Source organism: Haladaptatus sp. R4 (assembly GCF_001625445.1).
In the GTDB taxonomy this organism is placed as follows: Archaea; Halobacteriota; Halobacteria; order Halobacteriales; family Haladaptataceae; genus Haladaptatus.
Genome location: NZ_LWHG01000030.1, coordinates 170,611 through 194,320 on the forward strand (window position 1 = coordinate 170,611; position 23,710 = coordinate 194,320).

At 49.8% G+C, this 23,710-nt stretch carries 26 protein-coding genes and 2 pseudogenes; 12 read left to right on the forward strand and 16 right to left on the reverse strand.

Annotation, left to right across the window (positions count from 1 at the left end; translation table 11 throughout):
* The first annotated feature begins 230 nt into the window (after window positions 1-230).
* The 4 genes from A4G99_RS20340 to A4G99_RS20360 all read left to right on the forward strand — a co-directional run bounded on the left by A4G99_RS20340 (window position 231) and on the right by A4G99_RS20360 (window position 3,176).
* Window positions 231-914: a hypothetical protein gene (locus A4G99_RS20340; protein ID WP_066147608.1), complete on the forward strand. Its 684-nt coding sequence runs from the start codon at window positions 231-233 to the stop codon at window positions 912-914.
* Between the two features lie 328 nt (window positions 915-1,242).
* The gene (locus A4G99_RS24650) at window positions 1,243-2,109 is read left to right on the forward strand and encodes a cation diffusion facilitator family transporter (RefSeq protein ID WP_082837961.1); all 867 of its coding nucleotides are present in this window, start codon (window positions 1,243-1,245) and stop codon (window positions 2,107-2,109) included.
* Window positions 2,110-2,186: 77 nt separating this feature from the next.
* Window positions 2,187-2,495, forward strand: coding sequence for a non-heme iron oxygenase ferredoxin subunit (locus A4G99_RS24655; protein WP_082837962.1), 309 nt, complete (start codon window positions 2,187-2,189; stop codon window positions 2,493-2,495).
* A 486-nt stretch (window positions 2,496-2,981) separates the two neighbouring features.
* The gene (locus A4G99_RS20360; RefSeq protein ID WP_066147782.1) at window positions 2,982-3,176 is read left to right on the forward strand and encodes a cold-shock protein; all 195 of its coding nucleotides are present in this window, start codon (window positions 2,982-2,984) and stop codon (window positions 3,174-3,176) included.
* A 290-nt stretch (window positions 3,177-3,466) separates the two neighbouring features.
* Here the strand turns inward: A4G99_RS20360 and A4G99_RS20365 are convergent, their stop codons facing one another.
* Entirely contained in the window at window positions 3,467-3,853 is a 387-nt protein-coding gene (locus A4G99_RS20365) for a hypothetical protein (RefSeq protein WP_082837964.1), read from the reverse strand.
* Between the two features lie 256 nt (window positions 3,854-4,109).
* Here A4G99_RS20365 and A4G99_RS20370 point away from each other — a divergent pair.
* Window positions 4,110-6,010 (forward strand): annotated as a pseudogene (locus tag A4G99_RS20370) (SLC13 family permease).
* 71 nt (window positions 6,011-6,081) lie between these two features.
* On the opposite strand, the gene A4G99_RS20375 reads toward A4G99_RS20370, so the two are convergent.
* The 3 genes from A4G99_RS20375 to A4G99_RS26185 all read right to left on the reverse strand — a co-directional run bounded on the left by A4G99_RS20375 (window position 6,082) and on the right by A4G99_RS26185 (window position 7,987).
* The gene (locus A4G99_RS20375) at window positions 6,082-7,044 is read right to left on the reverse strand and encodes a transcription initiation factor IIB family protein (RefSeq protein WP_066147615.1); all 963 of its coding nucleotides are present in this window, start codon (window positions 7,042-7,044) and stop codon (window positions 6,082-6,084) included.
* Window positions 7,045-7,370: 326 nt separating this feature from the next.
* On the reverse strand, window positions 7,371-7,553 hold the full coding sequence (locus tag A4G99_RS20380) for a hypothetical protein (RefSeq protein WP_066147616.1): 183 nt from the start codon (window positions 7,551-7,553) through the stop codon (window positions 7,371-7,373).
* 83 nt (window positions 7,554-7,636) lie between these two features.
* Window positions 7,637-7,987, reverse strand: coding sequence for a hypothetical protein (locus A4G99_RS26185; RefSeq protein ID WP_066147618.1), 351 nt, complete (start codon window positions 7,985-7,987; stop codon window positions 7,637-7,639).
* Window positions 7,988-8,073: 86 nt separating this feature from the next.
* Between A4G99_RS26185 and A4G99_RS20390 the strand changes: the two genes are divergently transcribed.
* Both A4G99_RS20390 and A4G99_RS20395 read left to right on the forward strand, forming a co-directional pair.
* Entirely contained in the window at window positions 8,074-8,568 is a 495-nt protein-coding gene (locus A4G99_RS20390; RefSeq protein WP_190303832.1) for an inorganic phosphate transporter, read from the forward strand.
* 127 nt (window positions 8,569-8,695) lie between these two features.
* Window positions 8,696-8,965: a helix-turn-helix domain-containing protein gene (locus tag A4G99_RS20395; protein WP_066147785.1), complete on the forward strand. Its 270-nt coding sequence runs from the start codon at window positions 8,696-8,698 to the stop codon at window positions 8,963-8,965.
* Window positions 8,966-9,475: 510 nt separating this feature from the next.
* Here the strand turns inward: A4G99_RS20395 and A4G99_RS20400 are convergent.
* Together A4G99_RS20400 and A4G99_RS25400 are read right to left on the reverse strand one after the other, a co-directional pair.
* A complete protein-coding gene (locus A4G99_RS20400) occupies window positions 9,476-9,892 on the reverse strand; it encodes a hypothetical protein (RefSeq protein ID WP_066147621.1) in 417 nt (138 codons plus the stop codon).
* 102 nt (window positions 9,893-9,994) lie between these two features.
* Window positions 9,995-10,792 (reverse strand): hypothetical protein, encoded by a 798-nt coding sequence (locus A4G99_RS25400; protein ID WP_150123185.1) that lies wholly within the window; start codon window positions 10,790-10,792, stop codon window positions 9,995-9,997.
* 298 nt (window positions 10,793-11,090) lie between these two features.
* On the opposite strand from A4G99_RS25400, the gene A4G99_RS27800 reads away from it, so the two are divergent.
* The 3 genes from A4G99_RS27800 to A4G99_RS20415 all read left to right on the forward strand — a co-directional run bounded on the left by A4G99_RS27800 (window position 11,091) and on the right by A4G99_RS20415 (window position 12,635).
* Window positions 11,091-11,366, forward strand: coding sequence for an ArsR family transcriptional regulator (locus A4G99_RS27800; RefSeq protein ID WP_394337476.1), 276 nt, complete (start codon window positions 11,091-11,093; stop codon window positions 11,364-11,366).
* Between the two features lie 131 nt (window positions 11,367-11,497).
* Window positions 11,498-11,974 (forward strand): HTH-type transcriptional regulator Lrp, encoded by a 477-nt coding sequence (lrp, locus tag A4G99_RS20410; protein WP_066147625.1) that lies wholly within the window; start codon window positions 11,498-11,500, stop codon window positions 11,972-11,974.
* A 313-nt stretch (window positions 11,975-12,287) separates the two neighbouring features.
* Window positions 12,288-12,635, forward strand: coding sequence for a hypothetical protein (locus A4G99_RS20415; RefSeq protein ID WP_150123186.1), 348 nt, complete (start codon window positions 12,288-12,290; stop codon window positions 12,633-12,635).
* Window positions 12,636-12,712: 77 nt separating this feature from the next.
* On the opposite strand, the gene A4G99_RS20420 is transcribed toward A4G99_RS20415, so the two are convergent.
* The 6 genes and pseudogenes from A4G99_RS20420 to A4G99_RS20445 all read right to left on the reverse strand — a co-directional run bounded on the left by A4G99_RS20420 (window position 12,713) and on the right by A4G99_RS20445 (window position 17,680).
* Window positions 12,713-13,042, reverse strand: a complete 330-nt coding sequence (locus tag A4G99_RS20420) for a HalOD1 output domain-containing protein (protein WP_066147629.1) — start codon at window positions 13,040-13,042, stop codon at window positions 12,713-12,715.
* A 437-nt stretch (window positions 13,043-13,479) separates the two neighbouring features.
* Window positions 13,480-13,923 (reverse strand): hypothetical protein, encoded by a 444-nt coding sequence (locus tag A4G99_RS20425; RefSeq protein WP_150123187.1) that lies wholly within the window; start codon window positions 13,921-13,923, stop codon window positions 13,480-13,482.
* A gap of 440 nt (window positions 13,924-14,363) precedes the next feature.
* Window positions 14,364-14,533, reverse strand: a pseudogene (locus A4G99_RS30000) (DUF1917 domain-containing protein); the annotation flags it as partial.
* A gap of 49 nt (window positions 14,534-14,582) precedes the next feature.
* Window positions 14,583-15,134 carry a hypothetical protein gene (locus A4G99_RS27805; protein ID WP_082837966.1) on the reverse strand — a complete coding sequence of 184 codons (552 nt, stop codon included), beginning with the start codon at window positions 15,132-15,134 and terminating at the stop codon, window positions 14,583-14,585.
* On the reverse strand, window positions 15,131-15,382 hold the full coding sequence (locus A4G99_RS20435) for a hypothetical protein (RefSeq protein WP_066147632.1): 252 nt from the start codon (window positions 15,380-15,382) through the stop codon (window positions 15,131-15,133). Before A4G99_RS20435 ends, A4G99_RS27805 begins: the two co-directional genes overlap by 4 nt.
* 807 nt (window positions 15,383-16,189) lie before the next feature.
* On the reverse strand, window positions 16,190-17,680 hold the full coding sequence (locus A4G99_RS20445) for a trehalose-6-phosphate synthase (protein ID WP_066147636.1): 1,491 nt from the start codon (window positions 17,678-17,680) through the stop codon (window positions 16,190-16,192).
* A 326-nt stretch (window positions 17,681-18,006) separates the two neighbouring features.
* Here A4G99_RS20445 and A4G99_RS20450 point away from each other — a divergent pair, with 326 nt between their 5' ends.
* The gene (locus A4G99_RS20450; protein WP_066147637.1) at window positions 18,007-18,174 is read left to right on the forward strand and encodes a DNA-binding protein; all 168 of its coding nucleotides are present in this window, start codon (window positions 18,007-18,009) and stop codon (window positions 18,172-18,174) included.
* A 309-nt stretch (window positions 18,175-18,483) separates the two neighbouring features.
* Here A4G99_RS20450 and A4G99_RS20455 read toward each other — a convergent pair whose 3' ends face one another.
* From A4G99_RS20455 to A4G99_RS20465, 3 genes are all read right to left on the reverse strand, one after another.
* Complete coding sequence (locus A4G99_RS20455; protein WP_066147641.1) at window positions 18,484-18,948, reverse strand: signal peptidase I; 465 nt, start codon at window positions 18,946-18,948, stop codon at window positions 18,484-18,486.
* The gene (locus A4G99_RS20460) at window positions 18,945-19,616 is read right to left on the reverse strand and encodes a hypothetical protein (protein ID WP_150123188.1); all 672 of its coding nucleotides are present in this window, start codon (window positions 19,614-19,616) and stop codon (window positions 18,945-18,947) included. Before A4G99_RS20460 ends, A4G99_RS20455 begins: the two co-directional genes overlap by 4 nt.
* Window positions 19,617-19,699: 83 nt before the next feature.
* Entirely contained in the window at window positions 19,700-20,353 is a 654-nt protein-coding gene (locus A4G99_RS20465) for a TasA family protein (protein ID WP_066147645.1), read from the reverse strand.
* 1,117 nt (window positions 20,354-21,470) lie between these two features.
* Here A4G99_RS20465 and A4G99_RS20475 point away from each other — a divergent pair.
* On the forward strand, window positions 21,471-22,571 hold the full coding sequence (locus A4G99_RS20475) for a Gfo/Idh/MocA family protein (RefSeq protein WP_066147789.1): 1,101 nt from the start codon (window positions 21,471-21,473) through the stop codon (window positions 22,569-22,571).
* A 193-nt stretch (window positions 22,572-22,764) separates the two neighbouring features.
* Here the strand turns inward: A4G99_RS20475 and A4G99_RS20480 are convergent, their stop codons facing one another.
* Window positions 22,765-23,424, reverse strand: coding sequence for a ThuA domain-containing protein (locus tag A4G99_RS20480; protein WP_066147791.1), 660 nt, complete (start codon window positions 23,422-23,424; stop codon window positions 22,765-22,767).
* Between the last annotated feature and the right edge of the window lie 286 nt (window positions 23,425-23,710).

A 23,710-nucleotide genomic window follows, 5' to 3' on the forward strand; every position in this document is an offset into this window, starting at 1 on the left:
ATAGACGGCTCCGACTATCTTCGGATATTCGACTGAGCTACTAATTTCGATATATGTGATTAGACTATCGTAGATAGCCCAAAATCAGCGAAAATAAATTTATAGGATAAATCGATACAGGGTTTAGTTTAGTTCAGCTAAATCTGAGATCTGTCTATTTTGGTGATCTAACGGCATAATTCGACGCTTAACACTAAAATCTGAACGGCCAATACATTCATATAATCATCGTGCTTGAACTCATCGCAATCATGAGCGCATCTCCCAACACGGCCGACTCCGTTGGTGATACCACCTCGACCCCGCAAGACACTTCGGCGTCCCAACCATTGTCGAAGGATACGATTTTTCATATTTTACAGGTAGAGCGCCGTCGCTTGATCTTACAGTACCTCCAAGAGCGAACAGACACCGTTTCGTTACGCGATCTCGCCGAGCAGGTAGCAGCTTGGGAGAACGAGCTGTCGGTCGTGGAGATAACTTCGAAAGAACGCCAACGCGCCTATATCTCTCTGTATCAAACTCACCTTCCGACGCTCGATACGGAGGGTATCATCGAGTACAACAAAGATCGCGGAACAATTAAACGAACGTCCCGCGCTGACCAATTTGATCCATATCTGGATGACTCCGTTCCACACGATCCATCCGAATCTTCGACGGGTAGTGCGGTGAATCGTCGATGGGAACGGTATTATCTCGGTGGGACGCTTTTCAGCACGAGTCTGTTGGGTGCTAAATTGCTTCAGCTTCCATTTGTGTCACAAGTGGCATCTCAATTAATCATTCCAATTATTTTGTTCGTCTTCTCTATCCCCGCGGCGAGCCACTACTATACTCGATCTGTACTCCCAGAGTCCGTTTCGATTGAGAAAGTCACCCAGTTATTCTCCCGGCGCGGACAACGTAACTAGTTGGATATCTGTTGTTTCTCTGGCACAGCGGAGATGTTGTGTCTGAAGAGCTGATGTTGATCTTTCGACTAGCATTCGGTATAACCGCGGGTTTACGTTTGTCCCGTTGCATGATTCGACTGGTAGTACAATCACTCTGCCCCATCATTACTGAACACGGGTAGCAACGCCAGCGCGTTCAGGGTTATTGTCATCAAATGCAGGTGTGTCTACTAGGAACTCGGCTCATCAGCACTTTCGATATAAATATTTGAGAATTAGATTGAGTCAAAAAATCGGTTATACGCGACTAATGAGGTCTCTTATCAGTGAGTAGCGATGAGACAAGATGATGGACGAGCATGTGGACAAGTTTCGACGGGCAACCTGGGCCAATCTCCTCGCCAATACACTCAAAATCGTTATCGAAGGGTTGGTCGGGGTAACATTTGGAAGTACTGCTCTGATAGCGAATGCTGGGCATTCAATCGCCGATTTGGCTGCAAGTGTCGTCGTCCATATTTGGGGTCCGACTGCGTTTGATCCGCCTGACGATATCCATCAACATGGTCACGATCGATTTGAGCCACTCACTGCGCTCATCGCTGGTGGTGTACTTGTCCCACTCGGTGGACTTCTCCTCTACGAAAGCGTCCAAAAATATCTCCACGGAAATGAAGCAACGTTCAGTATCTTCCTCGTTGGTGCCCTTCTCTTCTCGATGATCGATATGTATGGTACCTACCGGTATACCGAGCGTCTCAATCAGATCGTGAACTCATCGAGTCTCCATTCACTTGCGCGAGATTGTCTCAACGATTTCTATACAATTATCGCTGCACTCGTCGGAGTAATCGGAGTGTGGGCGGGATACCCGGTTCTCGATCCGGTTGCTGGCGCACTCATCAGTCTGGTCGTTATGCATGAAGGCGTTAAGTTGGCACGCGAAAATATTTCGTACCTTCTCGATCGTGCGCCACCGAAAGAGACCCAGGAACAGATTCTCGCAACGATTAGGGACCACTCCGACGTTCATGGTGTGCACGATGTCGCGATGTACTACTCGGGAACTGACATCGAAGTCGAATTCCATGCGGAGATTAATGCCGATCGGACCTTTGAGGATGCCCATGCCCTTGAAACGGATCTCATCCAAACGCTTCAGCGGGAGAATGATGTCAGCGATGTCCATGTTCATCTTGACCCATCCTCATAGAAGCAGATCCGTTCGCACCACCGTACAGTGCAATCCACAGGCAAACTATTATCACTTTTAGTGGGAAATAATCTCGTATGACAGAGTTTGTGGCGGTAGCAACGACCGACGAACTCGACGACGGCGAAGGGACTGTCGTCGAGGCAAGTGGCCACACGATTGCCCTATTTAGAGTCGATGGCGACTTCTACGCTATTGGCAACGATTGTACTCACCAAGGTGGACCACTCGGAGAAGGAGACCTTGACGGAACGACCGTTACTTGTCCATGGCATGGCGCGCAGTTTGATATCTCCTCTGGGGAGGTTCTCGGACCACCCGCAGATGAACCTGAACCGGAGTATGAGGTCCGCGTCGATGGGGATGAGGTACAGGTCTGCGTTTGACCACACTTCGGAAACTTCAGCACACATTCTCATTATGCTGTTCTCGTCTCTCGTCAGTGGCAGCCATCGATTATATCGTTGTAATAGAGGGGAATCGTGAACGCAACTCCCACAATTTCGCAGAAATAGACGCAGAAAACAACGCTGATCCGACGTAAATCGGTGTGAGCTCATTGATCTCGTCCATGATCTCAGTTGGGTTCTGGAATCCCCAGTCGTAGTTGCGACGCCAATTGGGGGACAGTCGGACAGCATCTGTGGCTCTTGGAGCCGCCGGAGACAAGAATTTCCGTAAAACTAGAAGTATGGCTTCGGTAGAAGCCATGGTTCGTTCTGGCGGATTGGGTGCTCTTTCTCTGCAGAACTAACCAATTGGTTGAATAACTACCTCCTCTTGGCACTCATGAACATATGTCTAAATATTCTCCGAATTTATAAAATGAATTCGGAAGTCTTAACCGTGTGTTGGCTCTGTGTTTGGTTGCAATGGCAAACGGAAAGGTTGATTTCTTCAACGACACTGGCGGCTACGGTTTTATCACGACGGACGACTCTGACGACGACGTATTCTTCCACATGGAGGACGTTGGCGGTGAAGATCTGACTGAAGGGACCGAGATCGACTTCGAAATAGAACAAGCCCCCAAGGGCCCGCGCGCAACGAACATCGTTCGCGCATAATTTACGCACATAGTCGCCATCAGGCGACGCTGTACGCTGTGTACTTTGTTTCATTTTTAGGTGACGGTTTATTCAGAGCAGTAGCCTTCGAACTGCCCTATACTTGACATTCTCCCCGTGCTAGAGCGCAGGGTTTTGCTTCAAATATTCCGTAACAATACCCCTCAAGAAGAGATAGAGCAATTTGTTGAGCCTCGCTTGGCATTGTTCGCTAAATATGATGTGGCAGAGAAATGCAACCACATCTACCTCTTGATGATTTCGTGGTGGACTGTATGTACAGACAGAAATCACGCTATGTCTGCATCAGTTGTCCCTGTTAATGGATCAACGCGGAACACATAGTCCGCATAGACGCCATCAAGATTCGTGGGACTTTCTTCAGCAGTATGCCTTTGACAAAGACGAGCCTCTGCCTCAACACTCCCGTGACCCGTTTCTTCTTGATAACGTTCGAGAACGACAAACTTCGCTGGCTCGTCGCACCCACGACGGTGACACGTCGGATGCGAGTCCGAATTTTCTTCTCTCGCGTATCGAGATTCATCTGCTTCGTTCTGGTTGTCACGTGGTTCGGTTTCGTCCATTCGCTCACGCGCCTGTTCAACTTCCCACGCTCGCTGGCGGTTCTCTTCGTCACGGGCTTGCTTGTTTCGGCTCTTTTTGTTGTCCGCCATATCATATCTAGGTGAACGAAGGGGATAACGCTGTGGCCGACACTCGGAACCTGTTTTCTCTGGTAAACATCCCACCGAACTGAATTGCAAAACTCACACAGCCTCATAGAAGATACCGATGAAATCAGAGAGACAATACCAACCCGAATGAGTCGAATAATTTACATTTTCCTTGATAACATGACTCTGTCAAATCTAATTACTCTCCTGTAAAGATATGTAGTGGTATTAAGATAGGCTACTATCTATATTCAGTATGGTAATACATGTATCTCTAGCACAAGCTGGGGGAATCCCACCAGTTACAACTGGTATGCTTGTCGTATTCGGGATTATCGCGTTGGCACTCTTTCTTTTCGTGACGGAATTATTGCCGATAGATGTCACTGCAATTCTCGTAATGGTGCTCCTGATGTTCCTAAGCCCGTGGACCCAGGTTTCTATCACTGAAGGGATTTCGGGGTTTTCAAGCACTGCAACCGTCGCCGTGCTCGCGATGCTTATCCTCTCGACAGGGATTAGCCAGACGGGACTCGTGCAGATCATTGGAAAACAGATGGCCGCCTTTGCTGGCAATGACCAACTGAAACAACTTGTTGCGACTATCAGCGTTGCTGGTCCTGTGTCTGGATTCATTAACAACACTCCAGTGGTTGCTATCCTCGTTCCGGTCATCTCCGACCTCGCCCACGAGGGGAATACATCTCCCTCGAAACTCCTCATTCCTCTTTCGTATGCTTCGATGTTCGGTGGAATGCTCACTCTCATTGGGACCTCAACCAACTTACTCGCATCCAGTGTTTCCGAACGGTTGATTGGGCGGCCATTCTCGATGTTCACCTTTACTGGACTTGGAGTCATCGTGCTTCTCACGGGCAGTCTCTATCTGCTGACTATCGGCCATAAGCTCATTCCGAAACGCGTCCCTGCACGTGAGGATTACATCGAGGAGTACGATCTACAGGGCTATGTGTTCGAAGTCGTCGTCCGGGACGAATCCCCTATCGTCGGGAAAACTGTTCAAACTGCGATCGACGAATCACAATTCGATACGGAAATCGTCCAACTTTCCCGCGACGATGAACAGTATTTCGAAGGTATCGCCAGCAAGCGGATTCGTGTGGGGGATATTCTCACTGTTCGTACTGACCGTGGAACGCTCAACGTACTTCGTGAGCAAGAAGGTCTTGACCTTGTTGGGACACGATACTCCGATTCGGCACTCGAACCGGCGGAGGAAGAAACACAGACACTCATCGAAATCGTCATTCAATCAGGCTCCTCACTACTCGGTGAGACGATTGCAACCTCAGCCTTTCGTGAGCGGTACGACGCAAGCGTCCTTGCATTCCGGTCCGGTGGGAAAACGATACGGAGTCGCTCAACGAACTCCCACTACGGGTCGGTGACACGCTCCTTGTCCAAGCACCGAGTGATAGCATCGATCGATTGAGCCGTAATCCTGAATTTATTGTCGCTCACGAATCTGAATCGCCCGATTATCGAACGGAAAAGATACCGTGGGCGCTCGGGATTATTATCGCTGTCGTCGGTCTTGTTGGAATGCCATGGGCCACCCTCGCGAATATAACCGGCATTGAGATGTTTGCAGGTGTCGAATTCAACATCGTCCAGACAGCACTTGCAGGTGTCGTACTGATGGTTGTCGCTGATGTGATCAAGCCCGGAGAGATATACGAGGGCGTCGACTGGAGTGTCATTTTCCTGCTTGCGGGTGTTATTCCACTAGGCGTTGCCCTAGAGCAGACGGGTGCAGCAAACCTCCTCGGTTCGCTCGTCGCTGCAACTGCGAATTTCTTGCCGCTGATCGGTGTTCTGTGGGTGTTCTACATCGCAACGGGGCTCATTACAAGCATCATCAGCAACAACGCGAGCGTCGTCTTGATGATTCCAGTTGCTGTCGAAGCGGCTCGAGATATTGGTGGCAATCCGTTCGCGTTTATTCTTGCAGTCACTTTTGCTGCTTCAACGGCGTTCATTACGCCTGTTGGATATCAAACAAACCTATTTGTGTATGGTCCTGGTGGATACAAATTCACGGATTATGCCAGAGTGGGTGCGCCGCTGCAGCTTCTACTCTCTGTTGTGACCACTCTCGGAATTGCATTCTTCTGGGGCATTAGTGCGCCAGCTTAAACTCTTCTCCCGTGTTCGCATCTGTTGCATGAAGAAGGGGTGATCGATTGCTTCCAACTGCAGTGGATATCTTATTCGATGTCCATCGCATCGATCTGTTCCGGATATCGGTTGCGAATCGTTACTTCGGTCACCTGTGCAACTGAAGCGACCGTATCCTGTGTTTGTTTCTCATTACAAAGCAGTGAAGCAGCGTAAATCGCCGCCGCAGCATACCCAGTGGGTGACTTTCCTGAAAGCAGGCCCTTTGCTATCGAAACATCAAGAATTTCGTTTGTTTTCGCTTCAACGGCGTCACTGCACCCGAGTTCTGAACAAAATCGAGGGACATACTGTTTCGGGTCAACTGGTTCGATCTCGAGTCCAAGTTCCCGCCCAACATATGTGTATGAGCGACCGATCTCCTTTCGTTTCACACGGGATACATCCGAAACCTCCTCGAGGCTGCGAGGAATATTCTCGCTGCGGCATGCCGCATACAGACAACTTGTCGCGACTCCTTCGATCGACCGGCCTTGAATCAGGTCGTCTTCTAAGGCACGGCGGTACAGTACACATGCGATCTCGCGAACCGAACGCGGAATACCGAGTGCGCTCGCCATTCGGTCAATCTCGCTCAGAGCGAATTGGAGGTTACGCTCGCCTGCGTCTTTTATTCGGATTCGCTTTTGCCACTTGCGTAATCGATGCATTTGATGACGTTTGTTGACGGAGAGCGAGTTGCCTGCCGCGTCCGTGTTTTTCCAATCAATGGTTGTTGTGAGACCTTTATCGTGCATCGTTTGGGTGATTGGTGCGCCGACCCGAGATTTGTTCTGATGCTCTCGATGTGTGTAGGCCCGCCACTCTGGCCCACGGTCGATTGATTTTTCTTCAACAATTAAGCCACAGTTCTCACAAGCGACTTCGTTTCCATCTGCGCTCCTATGGAGTGTGTTTGATTTACACTCGGGACAATCTTGTACGCCCTCTTGTTCATCTGTGCTACATTCCGTCGACGTATCTCGCTCATCCCGACGGGTAGGGCGTAACATGTCTTTATTTATATACTGGTCCTACCCGGTTAAGTTCTCTGTATGATTAGCTGTCCTTTCGTGGGGAAGTACGGCTCTGAGAGTCGAGTGGAAACTCTTCGGTCGCTCGGTGTTTCATACTTCCCGACCACAAACACGGTGGCCGGTATCAGTTCTCCCCTTCACGCTGGCTCCTAGCCGATAGACGTCGGTACAATTGCCGTACTCACAAGTAACCGTACCACGTCTGTCCCGAATTGTGTCAATCGGGGCGTCCATGACCGCGGTTGTACTTGGTTTCGTGGAAGAGTTGTTACTCTCTCGGGCGTGTCTTCGTCCCGACCACGCTACTCTCCGGCAACCTCGTCTGTGGTTGGATTGTCGTCCGTGTCGCTGTTCGTCACCTCACCGGGGAGCTCCACATCGACCTTGAGGATGAGATACGTCTCCTGGTAGCTCAACCCCTCCTTGGATCGCTGGCGCTTGCTCTCACCAAGACGTCCATTTGAGAGTTCGTGCATCGCGTCCATTGTTCGGCGAGCAAGCTCCTGTGAGTATTTTTTACTCACACCAGATTCATTCGGGCGAATCCATTCGGCGAGGTCTGAAGCGTCTAAGTAGGAACGTATCTCGCCAATGCCGGTCGACCAGAGTGAGTAGTGACCTGCCTCATTGCGCTCGCGTCGTACACTTCGCCTGCAAGTTCGTCGGGTTTGCGGTTGGTTACAGAAGCGAGCATCTCGCCGTCATGGCGGAAAAGTCGCTGAATCGGTAAGAGATTCGCTGTTGAACGCGCAACTGCACCACCACGACCAAGCGCATCTTCTTCACCGGGAAGACGGAAGTAGGTCTTCCAGTCGTCTTTCGTGATGCGTTCGAGTTTGTTTTCTTCGACGAAGATCTGGTCTTCATTAACGTTGTCGGCAAGAAGATGGGCACCTTTCTCAAATTCACGGGCTTGCAACTCATCGATCCGCTCGTCACGTGTATTGGGAAGGCGCTCGTGATTGTAATTGCCTGTTATATGGGATTCTTGGCGAGGCCTCCAACGTGGCAAATGCGATTGCACCACTCGTCGGTGTAGGTGTTTTGGACATGACACCCGGAATCATTTTGGGAGGGAGTGTGATGGCCATTGGTGCGTTTCTCATCGATCCTCGCACGATCGAGACCATTGGAAACGAGCTAACTGTTCTCTCGTTGGAGGGTACATTGATCGTCGAAATCACCGCTGCAACAATCATCACACTCCTCAGTTGGGCCGGTATTCCAGCTAGTCTGGCGATTACAGCGATTACATGTGTGATTGGACTTGGTTGGGGACGGGCCTCTCGTCACGTTGAGATCTCTCAGCGGCTTCAACTTACGAATCAGGCCCAATCAGATGGTGGAGACGGATCAAAATATGAGCATCCCAGTAATCTTTTCAGCGAAGAGATGACCCGACACGTGGTAACGACATGGTTCATCTCTCCGCTTGTTGCCTCAGTGCTCTCCTTTGTTTGCTTCAAAGTAGCTGTGGTCGCCGGATTCATTTCTCTGTGAGACCTACCTACCCTACATGACTATTATTTCTCAATACTGTCACTTTGAATTCAACGTGCTCACTATCGATACTGAGCCAAAGGAGTATTCTGCCTGTGGTCTCAACAATCTGATAGTGGAACAAGGTATTCCAACTTCTACCGACAGCACGTGCTCAGGAGCCAATTCCGAGATCGAGATACTCGCTGAGTTGCCACCAAGCGCAAAACTGGTCGCAAAAGTCCTTGATGACACTCCCATGTTGACGCAGTCGCAGCTTGAGGAAGAAGCCCTTCTTCCATTGCGGACGGTCCGTTCCGCTGTGCGCATGCTGGAGGACGATGATCTCGTTGAGTCACGCCCTTCTCCCCTCGATGCTCGAAAACACTGCTATTCACTCGTTTTTAACTGGAAGTAATGTGGGCCGATTGATTGAACTACTCTTGAGAAGGATGATGACCGATAGTGGGTATCAGCGGTTTTGATTCGACGTCTTGTCGTCGCTCTTGGGCATATTGTTCCCAGGAGTGCAGGTATGAAATTGACTCTCGGAGTTCCACATTGATCGGGGCCGTCAGGTCATGCTGTGGGGCTCCATATACAGTTCGCTCATCAAGGTGAGCGGTATTGAGTTCGTGTTGCGGGTCCCCGTACTTCCAGAAATCGATAGTGGCGATCATGCTCTCTCTCCTGTGGCGGACAACTACTATTGTCTTCAATTCTCAATCTGCAGTAGATTTCATCCGTATCCTTTCCTATGGGGTCTAGGGTAATAAATAGTGTTACAAATCCACCAACAGTAGCTATTGAAATCCTAATTGTGTAATTCTCTTATTATCTATATAGGTTTTCAACTTGTGTTAGCTCCCAGAAAAGCCGCTGTTCTCTGAAACTACATATCCCTGTTGTTTTTTTGAGTTCAACTGGTCTATCTGCGAGAGAGAATCAGATCAGACTCGTATGAAGAGAAATTGGAGTAGTGGCCACCACGAACCCAGTCAATCCCAATAAGCATGAGTGACATGGTGCCACCGATAGCTGCAATCGCAAAAAACAGCTGAATACTACTTTCGTACGCCGATGTGTTCCAGAGGGGGAATATAACGCCGAGTACAAACAGTAGACCAAGGAGGAAATCGGCTGCTCCAACGAACTGGTTCCAGGTCAGCTCCTTGAATTGTCTTTCTGTTCCACCGATCACGAATAGAATCCCTGCACAGCAGGTGGTCAAGAACGTTATTATCGTACTAAGTTCGGACGATACTGGAATCCCATATGCTACGAGAGCTGCGAGTTGACCGATGATGAGGAAAATTCCGAGTACTAGAAACCAGCGACGTCCCATATATTCCCTATTTAGTGAGACCGTAAAGTAATTTTGTTTATTTTAATGATGGTTGATAATCTATATCTCTTACTTACTGGACGAATTCCTGAAAAAGAACAGCTAGTTTAGGCGACGAGCAATGGATACCAACCCACTGATCACACAAAATGCCCCAATCAATGCAATAATCGGTGAATTGATGTTTGGAAGCGCGTCAGCCTCAGGAATATTTGACTCAAATTTCGACCCTTGTGACGGTCCAGAATTGACTCCGCTTGTCGTCTCGTCTGGTGATTCGTTACCCATTTCATGTGTCGAGTGGGTGGTACTCACCGTGTGTTTTCCACCAGTACGCGACGTAGTACTGTGTTTGTGAGTGGTGTCAGTACTGTTGACACCACTATCCCCCTCGTGCCGACTTGTTGTCTCGCCCTCGTTGGTGTGTTCATCTTGATCGTTTGGACTCGAATCACTCGTGCCGTCACTGGTGGTTGTTCGATTATTAGTCGTGGTTGTTTTTTCACCATCTGTCCCACTACAGTCTGTACTATCGTTTCCGGCAGTATCGACGGATCTCTTGCTCGTTTTCGATGTCTCGGTGTGATTTGGATGACAACCACGATCATTCGGCGTTTTGTCGTCGTCCGAATCAACCACATCTCGATCTGAATCGGGTTGTTGTTCGTCGTCCGAATCAACCACATCTCGATCTGAATCGGGTTGTTGTTCGTCGTCAGTACCGTTGTCGCCACTAAGAGAGAGCTCCTCGATAGCTACACTTACCACATTCTTTACTGCCTCTGTCTGCTGGCTAATCGTTGATTCTATCCAACTAACTAATTCAGAGATTGTGATTGTCGTTCCATTGTCTGCGGTCTCTTCGGTTGCACCAACTGGAGCAATGAACGCAGCGGACACGATTTGAAGGAGAAGAAAGAGAGTAAATATCTGTCGTCGACTTAGAGGACCTGGCAGGGTATACTCTTTAGTTCCCATACAAAGTACCAGGGAACAATCTGCCTTAGTTTCTCCGACAATGAGTAACAATCCAATTTCTAAGAAGGAGCTCAGCAATCATCGTAGCTACCTCGAACACAGATTGACACACCGTCCATATCCGCGTCTGTGGATATTCAGTATCAATCCGACAGACGCTTCTGCTATATCAGGGGTGTCTTCACATACTACTCTCATTTGTTATCCAATGCAACAACGTGTGCAAGCTTCAGACGACACGATTCATCCAGAAAGGATCACGCCGACTGTCGTTCTTTCGGAGCTTCCACCAAGTGCAAAATTGGTTGCGAAAGTCCTCGAATATAATGACGATGCGCTTAGGCAGGCTGAACTTGTCGATAAAACTCTTCTCCCAGCACGCACAGTTCGCTACGCGCTCAGTCGTCTCAACGACCACGATCTCGTCGATTCACGCTTCTCATTTGCCGATGCACGAAAACGCTGTTACTCACTTACATATGAATCGGTGGCCTAATCGCGATTCGTCAGAAAGACCAGTGGTTTCTCCTGCAGGTCATGCATCTATGCTAGTCGGCAATTTGTTTTCAATCGGTAGTACTTGATTATTCGCTAGAGATAAATATCTGGGTTGTGATCAAATACGTAATGACCTATGAAACGTTAGATACAGAATTAATCAACATCTTACTGGATGATGGCCGAGCAAATCTCCGTAGCATTGCCGATGAACTGGATGTTTCGGTGACGACTGTCTCAAACCATCTCGAAAACTTACAAGAGACAGATGTCGTTACAGGCTACACTCCGACGCTGGATTATAGCACGCTAGGCTACGATGTAACCGCTGTAATCCAACTCAAAGTAGATGGAACGGCACTCCCGGAAGTCATTGCTCGTCTCCAAGACCAATCCCAGATGATCAGCGTGTACGAAGTCACTGGGGACCATGATATTATTGCGATCGGGAAATATTCAGACACCGATCAAATGAATCAACAGATCAAAACGCTCCTTAGCGATGCGGAAATTAATGAAAGCAACACTAGTGTAGTCCTAAATGCGGCTAGCGAACACGAACAGTTCAAAATTACAGAGGAGAGCGAAGGTTCTCGCACTACTTGAATAGAGATCTATTTATATATTATTTACGTTCCTATTTGGGCTTTCCATGGAGCTGGGACAGACTTGGCGTGTAGAACAACAGCAGCAATACGAACGTCAGGTGTCTAACGAGGTGCCTATCTGTGACTTGTGATACCATTCAATATATTTATATACTATCAACAAAAACATAAGTTCTAATTATTAACTAATGCTCACTCTTCGAAAGAATAGTATAGATCTCCTCCGGTTCAACTGTTGGTTCCATCTATGTCGTTCCGGAGTGTCATATTGCAGCGACCACGCGTGCCAACCAAAAACACACCGACCATCAATGAATGTATCACCAAATGCCGACGACCCATTAACTCCAGACCTCTCGCTCAGTATTGCTTGTAAATTGCTTGCCAAACCCACGCGACGAGCTACCATTCGATATTTTATGGCCACAGAGACGACGACCGCTGAGCTCACCGAATTGGCTGCATATATTCACGAAACAGTCGAGACTGTCTCTCGCCCTAAACAAGCGCGGATCACACTTGTTCATATCCACCTGCCGAAACTCGCCGAGCATGAAATCATTGACTACGATGAGCGCAGTGAAATCATCCGGTATCGAGATGGCAAACGCCTTGAACATCTCCTCGAAATTATTGACTCGTATACGGCCACAAACTAAGTCATTTTGTGTCTTCGGTATCGATACTGGAATTGAGAGCTAAGCTTGAGAGTACTCTATTTTGCTTTCACGCCTGTTCAATCGTCGATTTCTGGATCAGACTGATATACCGTAATCTGACCATCGTCTTTGACTCTCACATAATACGCATCGTACTTAATCAGGATATACCCATTCGTGTTGCGTGGAACTCCGCAAGCTTTCGGTGCGAAGATCGAATCAAGTGCATCAGGATCAACAACGTCCCAGAGGAGTGCGAATTCGCCGAGATCCGCATCGTTTAGTTTTCTAACGACTCTAATCACTGCTTCGCTGACGTTGTCCGTTGTTGGATCGAACTTTGTCTGGTAGACAATTGTATCGCTCTGCTCGTTTTCATCATCAGACGGAGGGATGCGTCCAGTCATAATCTGTGGCGAGAAGCTTTGACTTTCGAATGTACCCACACCCCGGTGTGTGTTCTCGTCATATTATCGAGGCAGTTTGTTTTTGCTGCCTAACAATCGATACACAGTATGTTCTCCCTTCTCTATACTAGTGATTAATACAAAGTCACATAAAATTATAGCTAAGGGTAAGGTATATTTGTGGATTATTGACAATTCTCTATTCCTACGGCTACTACACGCTCCGAAATATGTCTGGGGTTGATCACGAAATATGTAGCCCTGCCACCGTTTCAGTCAGATTAAATGGATTGTTCTAGAAGATTTTGCAGGCCAGAGACGCCTGCAGGGGCCGACCAGATGGCATTGTCCACACTGTCTAGTTGACGGCTGTGGTCGATTGTTAGGGAAATAATTCATTTTCAAGCGACTCGAGCAGTGGCAGCGGACGCGCGAGATCAATCACAATAGGTATTCTGCTCAGTTACATGGTTCGCGAGCCATTGGGCAACGTCGGTTGCTGTTTCCTCAATGGTCATGTTGGTCGTATCAAGTAGGTCGATGCCTTCTTCGACTGCGTAATCTTTGAACCAATTGTTGAACTCGACCTGTTTGTCCACGTCGGCCCAGTAATCACTGCCCTCCCACCGTGGCCGAGCGCGGAGTCGGTCGGCCTGCACGTCGTCGTCACAGACGAGCGCCAGATAGTGGGAGTCCGCAAAATACCGGCGATTAACGAGTCCCTCAACGTTCTCTGGGACGCCGAGTCCGGTCGTGAACAGGACGGGAGGCACGTTCGATTGGGCAACATCACGACATAACCGGAGGACGTACTCGTTGAACGTTTCTTCCGAACTGAACTCGCACTCGTCGGGTACGATGCTATCGTCTTCCAGAAACACAGCGTCGACTCTTCCGGCGAGCGTACGTCGAATCGTCGTCTTACCGGTACCAGCGGCACCCGTAACAATACATAGCGAGGGCTGGACAAACGAGCGTTCGTGTCCACACTCCGGACAAACCACGAGGGACTCGTCGGTTCTCACGTCCATGTCTTCTCGTTTTGTTCGGCACACTGGACATGTATGTAGCATACCACTACTTAGTAGGCCACTGAAAAAACTACTACGGTCGTGCGTGTTCAGTTCGCCATCCTACTGAGCGGTTGGTTCGCCCTAAATTGGCGGGAAGAAACGCTGGTGGCTTGCTGCATATACCCCTTGAGTCGGTCACGGCATTTCTGACAGCCTCCGAGTTGCTTCGCTCCGCCCTACTGTATACACAGCACAAGTTGGTTAGAAGGGTCGTAAAAGGATTGGTGACACGGCTCCTAGACGGGGAACTATTTGACGTACCTAGAAGGGGCTGAGAGGGCAAATTCGTCGGCTGTTCCCGCTGAGATTCTCTTTGCGGGTAGATATCTGGTTTGTAGTATAGCTCGTGAGTAATGTCGTGTTCGTCTTGGAGATGTTCCCGGACCCAGGTAACATCGTGACGCTCGAAATAGTTGGGTTTATTTCGAGAGTGAGTTCTGCGAACCCCCATGATTACAACGCTATAATTAGCGTCTTCCCTCTATCTCCGCGTTGGCTTCGTGTACTCGCATCCACCCCGCGAGGTCGGGATGGGCGAACGTGATCTCGATGTGGTGACCACCGATGCCTATTGCGTCGTCCACACACAGCGTTCGAGATTCCTTGTCGGTCACGCCGGGAACACACTCGGCTATCTCTTCGATTATCCGATAGCCGTCGTTTGTGTACGCACAGCCGTAGTGGGTCGCAACTTCCCGATAGCCTAACCGCGCGACCATCATGTCGTTCGTCTTGGCGACGTTCTTCGCGTGCTCGAGGACATTCAGGTACTTCTCTTGGACTTGCTGACTCTCGGCACGCTCACCTGCGTCCAGTTCAGCACCGCGCTCGACCGGTTGTGCAACCTTGATTCGTTCCCATTCCAGGTCTGAGAACTCCGGTGGAACTCCTCCTTCTTCGAATTCTGCATACACTGTTTCAGGAATCAGTAGCTCGTCGATTGCCGTCAGCAAATCGAGGGCGTCGATTTCTGCAAGATGAATCAGTGGGCCTGTATCTGCGACCGCAACGATCGTCACGCGTTGAGACCCCAGTCGACATCCGCTTCAACGGCTGCTGCTTCGCGGTCGGCTCGCTGGACGTTTTCGAGTCCAACCAATTCGATCGCCTCTTCGCGAGATAGCTCGCCATCCACGTATTTCCCGAGGACGACGTTCTCCCACAGATCTGCAATTCTTAGTTCAAGGGCTTGCTCGAAAACCTCCCCCTCACGAACTCCTCGTGCGTCGGCGATTTCACGGACACGATCGGAGATTTCAGCTGCCATAGTAGAAAATATGCGTCGCGTCATTTAAGCATCATCGTCATTCTTGATTCGACGGTCACTTTCTCGGTTGACTCAATCACGCGGTTCCGACCACGCTACTTTCCGGCAACCCCGTCTGTGGTCGGGCTAGCCTCCATGTCGTTGCTACCAACCTCTCCAAGAAGTGTCCACACCGGCCTTGAGCATGAGACGCGTCTCTTGGTAGCTCAATCCGTCCTTCGATCATTGGCGCTTGATCTTCCCCAGGCGGCCTTTCGAGAGTCCATGCATTGCGTTTATCGTCCGCCGGGCAAATTCTTGCGAGTATTTCTTGCTCACACCGGATTCTTTTAGGCGAATCCACTCAGCTAGCTCTGACGCATCAAGGTAGGCTCGGATCTCTCCACTGCTCTTGGACCACAGTGAGTAGCGACCGGCATCATCCAAGTCACCAACGAGAGCCACGAGAACCCCGCAGCCCACCAAAACACCGTCTCCATCGACAGCGTGACCGAGGATCCTGCACGTGCCCGCATCACGTCCACCGCAACGCTTACTGCAAGCACATAGCCACCGTCCGCAACCGACGACGGAACGTTCGGGGCCTTCTCGTCGGAGAACAACGAAGACGATGCTGAACTAGACGACTGTGACAGTGACGGTTTCGACGGTTTCCAGTGCTGGCCGTACGTGCGAACGGGACGAAGAGAACTGCCGAACTAACTATGCCCTAGCTTTCTATCTTAGCTGAATTGCAGGCGCTAAGCCCCCTTCCTCAGCGAGCGCCGAATGGCGCGAACAGGAAGGGGATACAGCGCTGTCATTGGGCTACTGCAGATCACGAGCGGTCTCGAAGACAGTCGTCATCCACGCCGAGAGGTCGTTTGCCCGAACGCGGTGGCGAAGCGTCTCCATTCGGTCGCGCCGTTCGCTCTCCTTCATTGTTAGAGCGGTCGTGATAGCAGCCGCAAAGGTGTCCGTTTCGTGTGGGTTGATAGTGACCGCTTGGTCACCGAGTTCCTCGTGCGCACCGGTTTGGTTACTCAACACAAGAACACCGGGATCACCGGTCTGGGCAGCGACGTATTCCTTAGCGACGAGGTTCATGCCATCACGAACCGCACTGACGAGCAATGCGTCGCTATGGCGGTACAATCCTGCGAGTTCCTCGTCTGTCATCCAGTCTTCGATGTACACCACCGGCTGCCAGTCGTTAGTCCCGAATCGGTCGTTGATGCGAGTGACTGCGTCCTCGACGTCCTGCTGGAGATCCTGATAGTCTGGGATAAGTGATCGACTCTCGTTGGCTTTCTGGACGTATGTGAACTCTTCACGCCAGTCCGGGTTCGTTGTCCACAGCCGCTCTAAAGCGTTGAGACGGTCGACGATGCCTTTCGTGTAATCGAGTCGGTCGACTCCTGCCACGACACGGGTACTTGGTGTGATGCTGTGATCTCGCTGGAACGACTGCCAAAAGCTCCCATCTATACTCTCACTCGCCGCTTGAATATCGTCGGCGTTGATGCCTAATGGAAACGCGCGGACTGTTGTGGTCCGGCCGTCGTAGCGTACCTGTCCGTCCTCGCGGTCGATGAACGCATCGTCCAGACATCGATCTACGCATGTGAGAAAGTTTTCACAATAGCGCTCGATATGAAATCCTAACAAGTCGTTCCCCAAGAGACCATCAAGCAGCTCCCGTTGCTGCGGACAGGCTTGGAATGTTTCCCAACTCGGCCATGGGATGTGCCAGAAGTGCATGATGAATGCGCTGTCGTCACCATTACGAAGTTGTCGCGGTGCAAGCGCGAAATGGTAATCCTGGAACCAGACGAGTGAGTTGCTCGCCGCGTGCTCGGCTACCGCCGATGCAAATCGCTCGTTGATCTGTTGATAACGTGCCCAATGGCGACTTTCGTACTCAGGTTTCCAGACACCGCCATGACAGAGTGGCCAAAGCGTTTGATTGCTGTAGCCATAGTAGTAGCCATCAACCTCCTCCTCGGAGAGCCAGATGCGTTTGAGGGTATACGTTTCGTCTTCCGGTGGCAGCCGAATCGTCCCGTCATCAGCTGTGACTTCGGCGTCCGCTTCACCATCACCCCATGCGACCCAGGTACCATCGGTTTGCTGCATTACTGGATCTATCGCAGCCGTAAGTCCGCCGGCTGGCCGATCAACCTCAATGCGGCCATCCTCTTCGTATCGGTGTTGGTACGGCTGGCGATTAGAGACGACGATGAGATCTTTTTGGAGTATTGATGCTGGATCTCGGTGGCTACGGGCCGCATCGTCTCCATTAGTTTGGGAGTGGACCATTGTTCTTCAGGGAGTGCTTCTACTTAGTTCTCTGTACGCGAAAATAGTCTCTGGGGCCGCTTGTTGTTGACCAAATCCATCACACACCCATCTGTGGACTCAATCTCTCACGTTCCAACTCACTCTGTTCATGCAACTCTTCGAGCCACTAATGTATTGGCCGCTGTTCTATTGCAACTGTATCTGCAACCCACCGAGCGGTCACTGCCGGAAACTCGAACGCACGACTCATCTGAGGCATATCGCCATCCGTGATCCAAATTACTGGTTTTTATTGACCATTTCTCCACTGTCTTTTTGTAGTATTATACCGTCCGGACGCTTGTATGGCTGATTTGATTGTCCAATCCGCAGTGAAAGAACAGATCGAAGGACAGAATGTGGCCAGCGACTTCTATGATGCACTTGATGAGAAAGTCGCATCAATTCTTGAGGACGCTTCTCGGCGAGCCGAAGAAAACGATCGTAAAACCGTCCAAGTGCGCGATTTGTAGCTGCTCACTACTTCACCATAGCATCAACCCGTTTTTCAACACGACACAGAACGCACTTCTCTAACAATGGGTCGCTATCGTAGTCAAATCCATATTATACGCCGACTTACGAGCTTATTCTTTCAAGTTTTGCTCACTATGACCTAGCGGTCACTCGTTGCAAAAAATGATTAAAAGACGGAACTACCATTAATCGATGGCAGGGTTCACGAGTGCGCACTGACTGTCTTCCAGCAAATCACACGTTCACTGTAAAGAATCCGCCTCCAATTAACCGATGTGCAAGAACGGCAGATGGAGAATCGCCTCTCACGATTCAGATCTGTTGAAAATCTCTTGACCAACAATATAGAGAATTCCGCCACCACCTAAAACGGCATAGAGAGCCATGCCGACGGACGAAAATGGTCGTATGAGATATCCGTACAGGGGAATCGAAAAGAGATACTCTCCACGGATTTGGTCTGGGGTGATCCGCCAAGAATCTTGTTTTTGAGTTTCACCTTTAGTAATGAACCCTTCCGGCGTCTTGTCGACAATTCGATGGGTGACTGTATCTCCTGCAACTACGAATGTGATGATATCTCCCGTTGTATAGTCACCAGTGTCCTTGGTATAGACCAAACTCCCAGTATGGATTGTCGGTTCCATACTCCCACTTAATACAGAGTAACTTCCAAATCCTGGTACCAAGACAAAGGTGATCTGGAGGATAAGTGGGGCTAAGAGGACAAAAATTACTATGCGCGAAAGAATTGCTCGAAGGTCAGTCATAGTGGATTGAGTAGTGCATATCTAATTGTATTGTTCGTTGTCGAGTCTGCATCGGTAAATGAATGTGATGATGCTATTAGTTTAAATGTAATGTTAATACCATCCTCTGGTTGAAGTAGGCTTTCAAGCAAATCGGTATCTCCTTGTAGGCCAATTCGTATATCAGCAGTGTCGCCAGCATTTACACCAGAAAGCGTAGCTAGGTTCCGCTTGGTTTGACCCTGTGTTAAGTCATCTACATCCAACATGCCATTGCCATTCTCGTCCCGGATGGCGGTCGTGAGTAGATTTGACCCGTGATAGGTAAACTCGGTAAGTTGGATTGTTTTGGCAGTCGTCTCGGCGTTGCCGCTCATACCCATTGTTCCATCGTCTTCAGTATACGATACATTAATTCCCATCTGTTCTGCATCCAGTGTTGACTGGCTATTATCGATACGAAGTGTATTGGTTACTGCTGATGTGCCCATGAGACCTCCATGACTCTGATCCTTGAACGATTCATGGAGTGTATCCTGCTGGTGCTCATCGGTGGTACTAGCATGTGTAGTGGGCCCAATCTCGCTGAGTTTGATATCGAGTACACCGCTCTGCATTACACTTCCTTCAATTGTATCCGTATCACTGAAAATGGCCATCGCGGTTGATGCACTACCAATGCTGGCCACACAAATACACACGATGAGGAGTATCAGTACTGATCTGTTCATTGACTTAGTTTTGGAATAACTGGAAAATCAAAGCCAAATCGTTATTGGCTTTCTTTCTGGTTGAGTGTGAAGTCGATGGTGATATCGACACCATCTCCCATGAGGTCTTCATCCGTACCGTTGAATGCGCCGTTGTCATCGGCCACTTTGAGACCCAAGGTCATTTCCTTTGCATCGTTTCCACCGGCAGCAGGTGCAGCAAGATCGTCGAGGGTGTCTACTTGACTTTGAACGTCTGCGAGATCTTGAATACCGTTATTGTTTTGATCATCAATGTCTTTCAAGTGGTCCGTCCCATCATAGGAGAGTTCTGTGACCTCAATCATGGCTGCGGTATCTGGCCCGTTGAGGTCCTTAGCTAGCGAACTATCGTCGGGTTCTCCAGAATCGTTTTCGGTAAAGCTGAGGTCCATTGCAACGTGATCTGCTTCTTTTGAGCCGACATTAGTTAAGTTGAACGTGTGACTCGCGGTGTCACCAGGTGCAGCTTCAGTCAATCCGATGACCCCGCTGGCAGAGTCTGCACCATCGACATTCAGGTCGAACGTGCCGCCACTAACTGTGTTCTGATCGACCGTTGCTGTATCGCTCCAGAGAGCCCAAGTGCCGAATCCGAGGAGAACTGCTCCAATGAGTACGAGAGCGACGAACGTTGTTTTTCGATTGTCGTTGAATAGGGTTTCTCTAAGTCCCATAAGCAATAAACACCCAATGAATATTTAAGTTTATTTCACTATTGACATTTAAGCCAGTTATAATAAATAGAAGAGAATTTTCATAAATACTGTATTTAGGACGTATTAATATTATATATTAAAATGGACATCTGCGATTATATAGGCTAGAATCATTACCACGATGTTTTCTTGTATTATCCTATCAGGCTTGCCATACATCTGACGAGACGGCACAGAACCGGGCATAGGCCGAACAATTTGCCTTCGACGTCGATGCCACCGGACTCATCGAGTCACTAACGAGAGTCACGAGAACCCCACCCACCAGTACACCGTTTCCATCGACGATGTGACCGAGGACCAGTTGGCCTGCACGTGTCCGCATCACGTTCACTGGAACACCTGCTGCAAACACATGGCCGCCGTCGAAATCACAACCGATGACGGGACGCTCGAGGCATTCCCATCGGAGGACGAACGTACCAGTGACCCGTACACTGGCTACGACACGTACGGCACCGTCGATCACACCTACTGGAAATGTGAGGGCTGTAGTACGGAAACCTCCCGGAAGGCGCTCTCACCGACTGCTGCTAACCCCGTCTCCCTTTTTCAGTTCTGCCACGGCAAACAACGCTGTCCGATGTTACCCAGCAAATGCTCACCGAAAGTGCGGCTGGTTCGACTGAACGCGACAACGTACCGACGATTGGGCGCGACCTGCTCAACCAAGCACAAACACACGTGGCTGACGTCGGGGCTGCGCACTTCCCGGACCTGCCGACTGATGCGATTATGTGGGAGATGTCTCCCCGTGCGAAACGGCAGGCAGATGTCACCACGTAGGACCCGACAACAGAGGAGATTACGATCAGACTCAGTTGGGACGCCTACGACGCGCAGGTCTGGGCGCTATTCAGTTCGCCGGTGCGCCATGAACTCATTCACGCGTGGCAGTCCTCTCCTGATGGACAACACGGACACGTCGATATGTGGACGATGGAGGCGATCTATCGGGCTGCCCAAAGCGGGCGAGTTGAACGAATCGAGCAGTGAGCTCACTCCTTAGACCGACTGAGTTCGATCCGGGTTTTTCGAACTATCATTTTATTACCATCCTTTGAGATACATTCGTATGAACCGTGTCAATGTAGGACTATTAGGTTGTGGTACCATCAGCGATACGTATCTTCGATCCGATGAAACCTTCGATATATACGATGTTACCGCCTGTGCGGACATCGATCTCGAACTAGCAGAGGACAAAGCAGCGGAGTACGACGTCACTGCATACGACGTAGAGGGGTTACTCCAAGACCCAGGAATAGAGCTCGTCGTCAATTTGACTCCGCCAAGTGTTCACGCCCAAACGTGCCGGCAGATACTCCGAGCAGGTAAACACGTGTACGTAGAAAAACCGCTCGCCACTTCCATCGACGAAGTCGCAGAAATACGCCAGATAGCCGATGAGAACGAGGTTCTCGTCGGCTCTGCACCCGACACATTCCTCGGGGCTGGTTTGCAGACCTGCCGAACGGTTATTGACGAGGGTAGAATCGGCGAGCCGATCGGGGCGACAGCAATTTGGACATCGCCTGGGCACGAACGATGGCATCCGAATCCTGATCTCTTCTATCAACGCGGCGGCGGTCCGCTGTTCGATATGGGACCGTACTATGTAACTGCGCTCGTGGCACTCTTGGGTCCAGCTGCTCGAGTATCAGGCTCTGTCACTCAAGGATTCGAAGAGCGAACGATCACGAGTAATCCACGACGTGGGGAACAGCTAACTGTGGAGGTCCCGACACACGAAACCGGTATCGTCGACTTTGAGAACGGTGCTGTTGCAAACCTTCTCTTCAGTTTCGATGTCCAGGGTTCGACGCTTCCGGAACCAACTTTTGAAATTTACGGGACTGAAGGGACCTTGAGTCTACCCGACCCGAACCATTTCAAGGGGCCAGTCAAGATTCGAGAACGAAACAAAGAGGAGTTCAAGACGATTCCACTCACACACAGTTATACTGACGGTCGGGGTGCTGGCGTTGCTGACTTAGCCTACACTCTTCGAACCGACTGGAACCAGCGGACGAACGTGGAAGTAGCTAGTCATGTGTTCGATATTTTAGCCGGTATTCGAACCTCCTCGAAAAAGAATCGGCATCAAGACATCGACACGGACTGTGAACGCCCTGCATTGCTCCCACAGTCATTCCCCGAGGAAATTAGAGAATGAACGCCCCAAAAAGGGCTGTTTGAAGAAGATTGGGTTCCATATCTTCGTTGCAATCGATGGTTTTCGGACACTCCAATGTAGTATGGATTGATCTATAAAACCGATAACCTTCTTTCTACTAACGCCCGATTTCTATTCTTGACCGGTATATCGGAAGTGCTCCGGAAAGCGCACGACATACGATGGCTAGCATTCACGCATCCGCGACCCATCGAGCGGCGTTTTGGAGTATCCGTCGGAATCCCTCATGTTCGAACGCGTCAGCGGTATGACCGAGCGAGACGTAACAAACGCGACCGTCGCCATACCTTCGAACCCAGAGAACAGGATATGATTCTAAATCAGGATGTTCCATCCGTGCGAGGACAGTAACCTCATCTTCGTCACAATCGACTTGATACGGTTCATCGAAAACTTCGAAATCCGAGACCCCATTTATGACCGGATGAGATACAGGCTGGACATCGACTTCGAAGTTTGATTGTACGGGATGATCTACAAAATGTCCACGAAGCAGTTCCCGTAGTTCCGGAATTGGCTCAGAGCGAGCATCGATACCGCCGTTACCGTCCGATACACTCGTGAGGTCCGCCGCACAGTGGATTCCAAGATATCCATTTCCCTCTGCGACAAACGACTGGAGTCCCGTGAATTGTTCGTCCGTAAGCGTGCTATCAGTAAGGTAGTCTATAACGATATCGTAGTCCGACAAACGCTCAAAGCGGGTCCGGTCTGTCGTTACGTCCACAGTAATCATACTTCCGAGCGCGACATCAATCTGGTTCCCAAAATCATCGAGTGAATGAAATGGAAACGTGTTTTCTCCGATCAGGATCGAATCTATTATCTTCATCATTCTGAATGTTAGATAAAGTTAAGGATAATGTTATGGTTCACGGTAATCAGAAATCATCAGACAGAGTGTTCCGGCGTTTCTTCAATTTTGTTTGCAACTGTTTCCATCACCAACTCCACGCTCGAAAGAACAGGAACGGGGATCTGTTTGGAGAGTCTGGTTTCTAAGTGACTCATGGATGCCTGTGCTAGGACGAGAACATCCGTTTCAGGAGCCAGTTCGCGAGTTATCTCAGTTATCAGTTAATCGTGACGCTCTCGATCGCGATTTTGACGCGCATTGA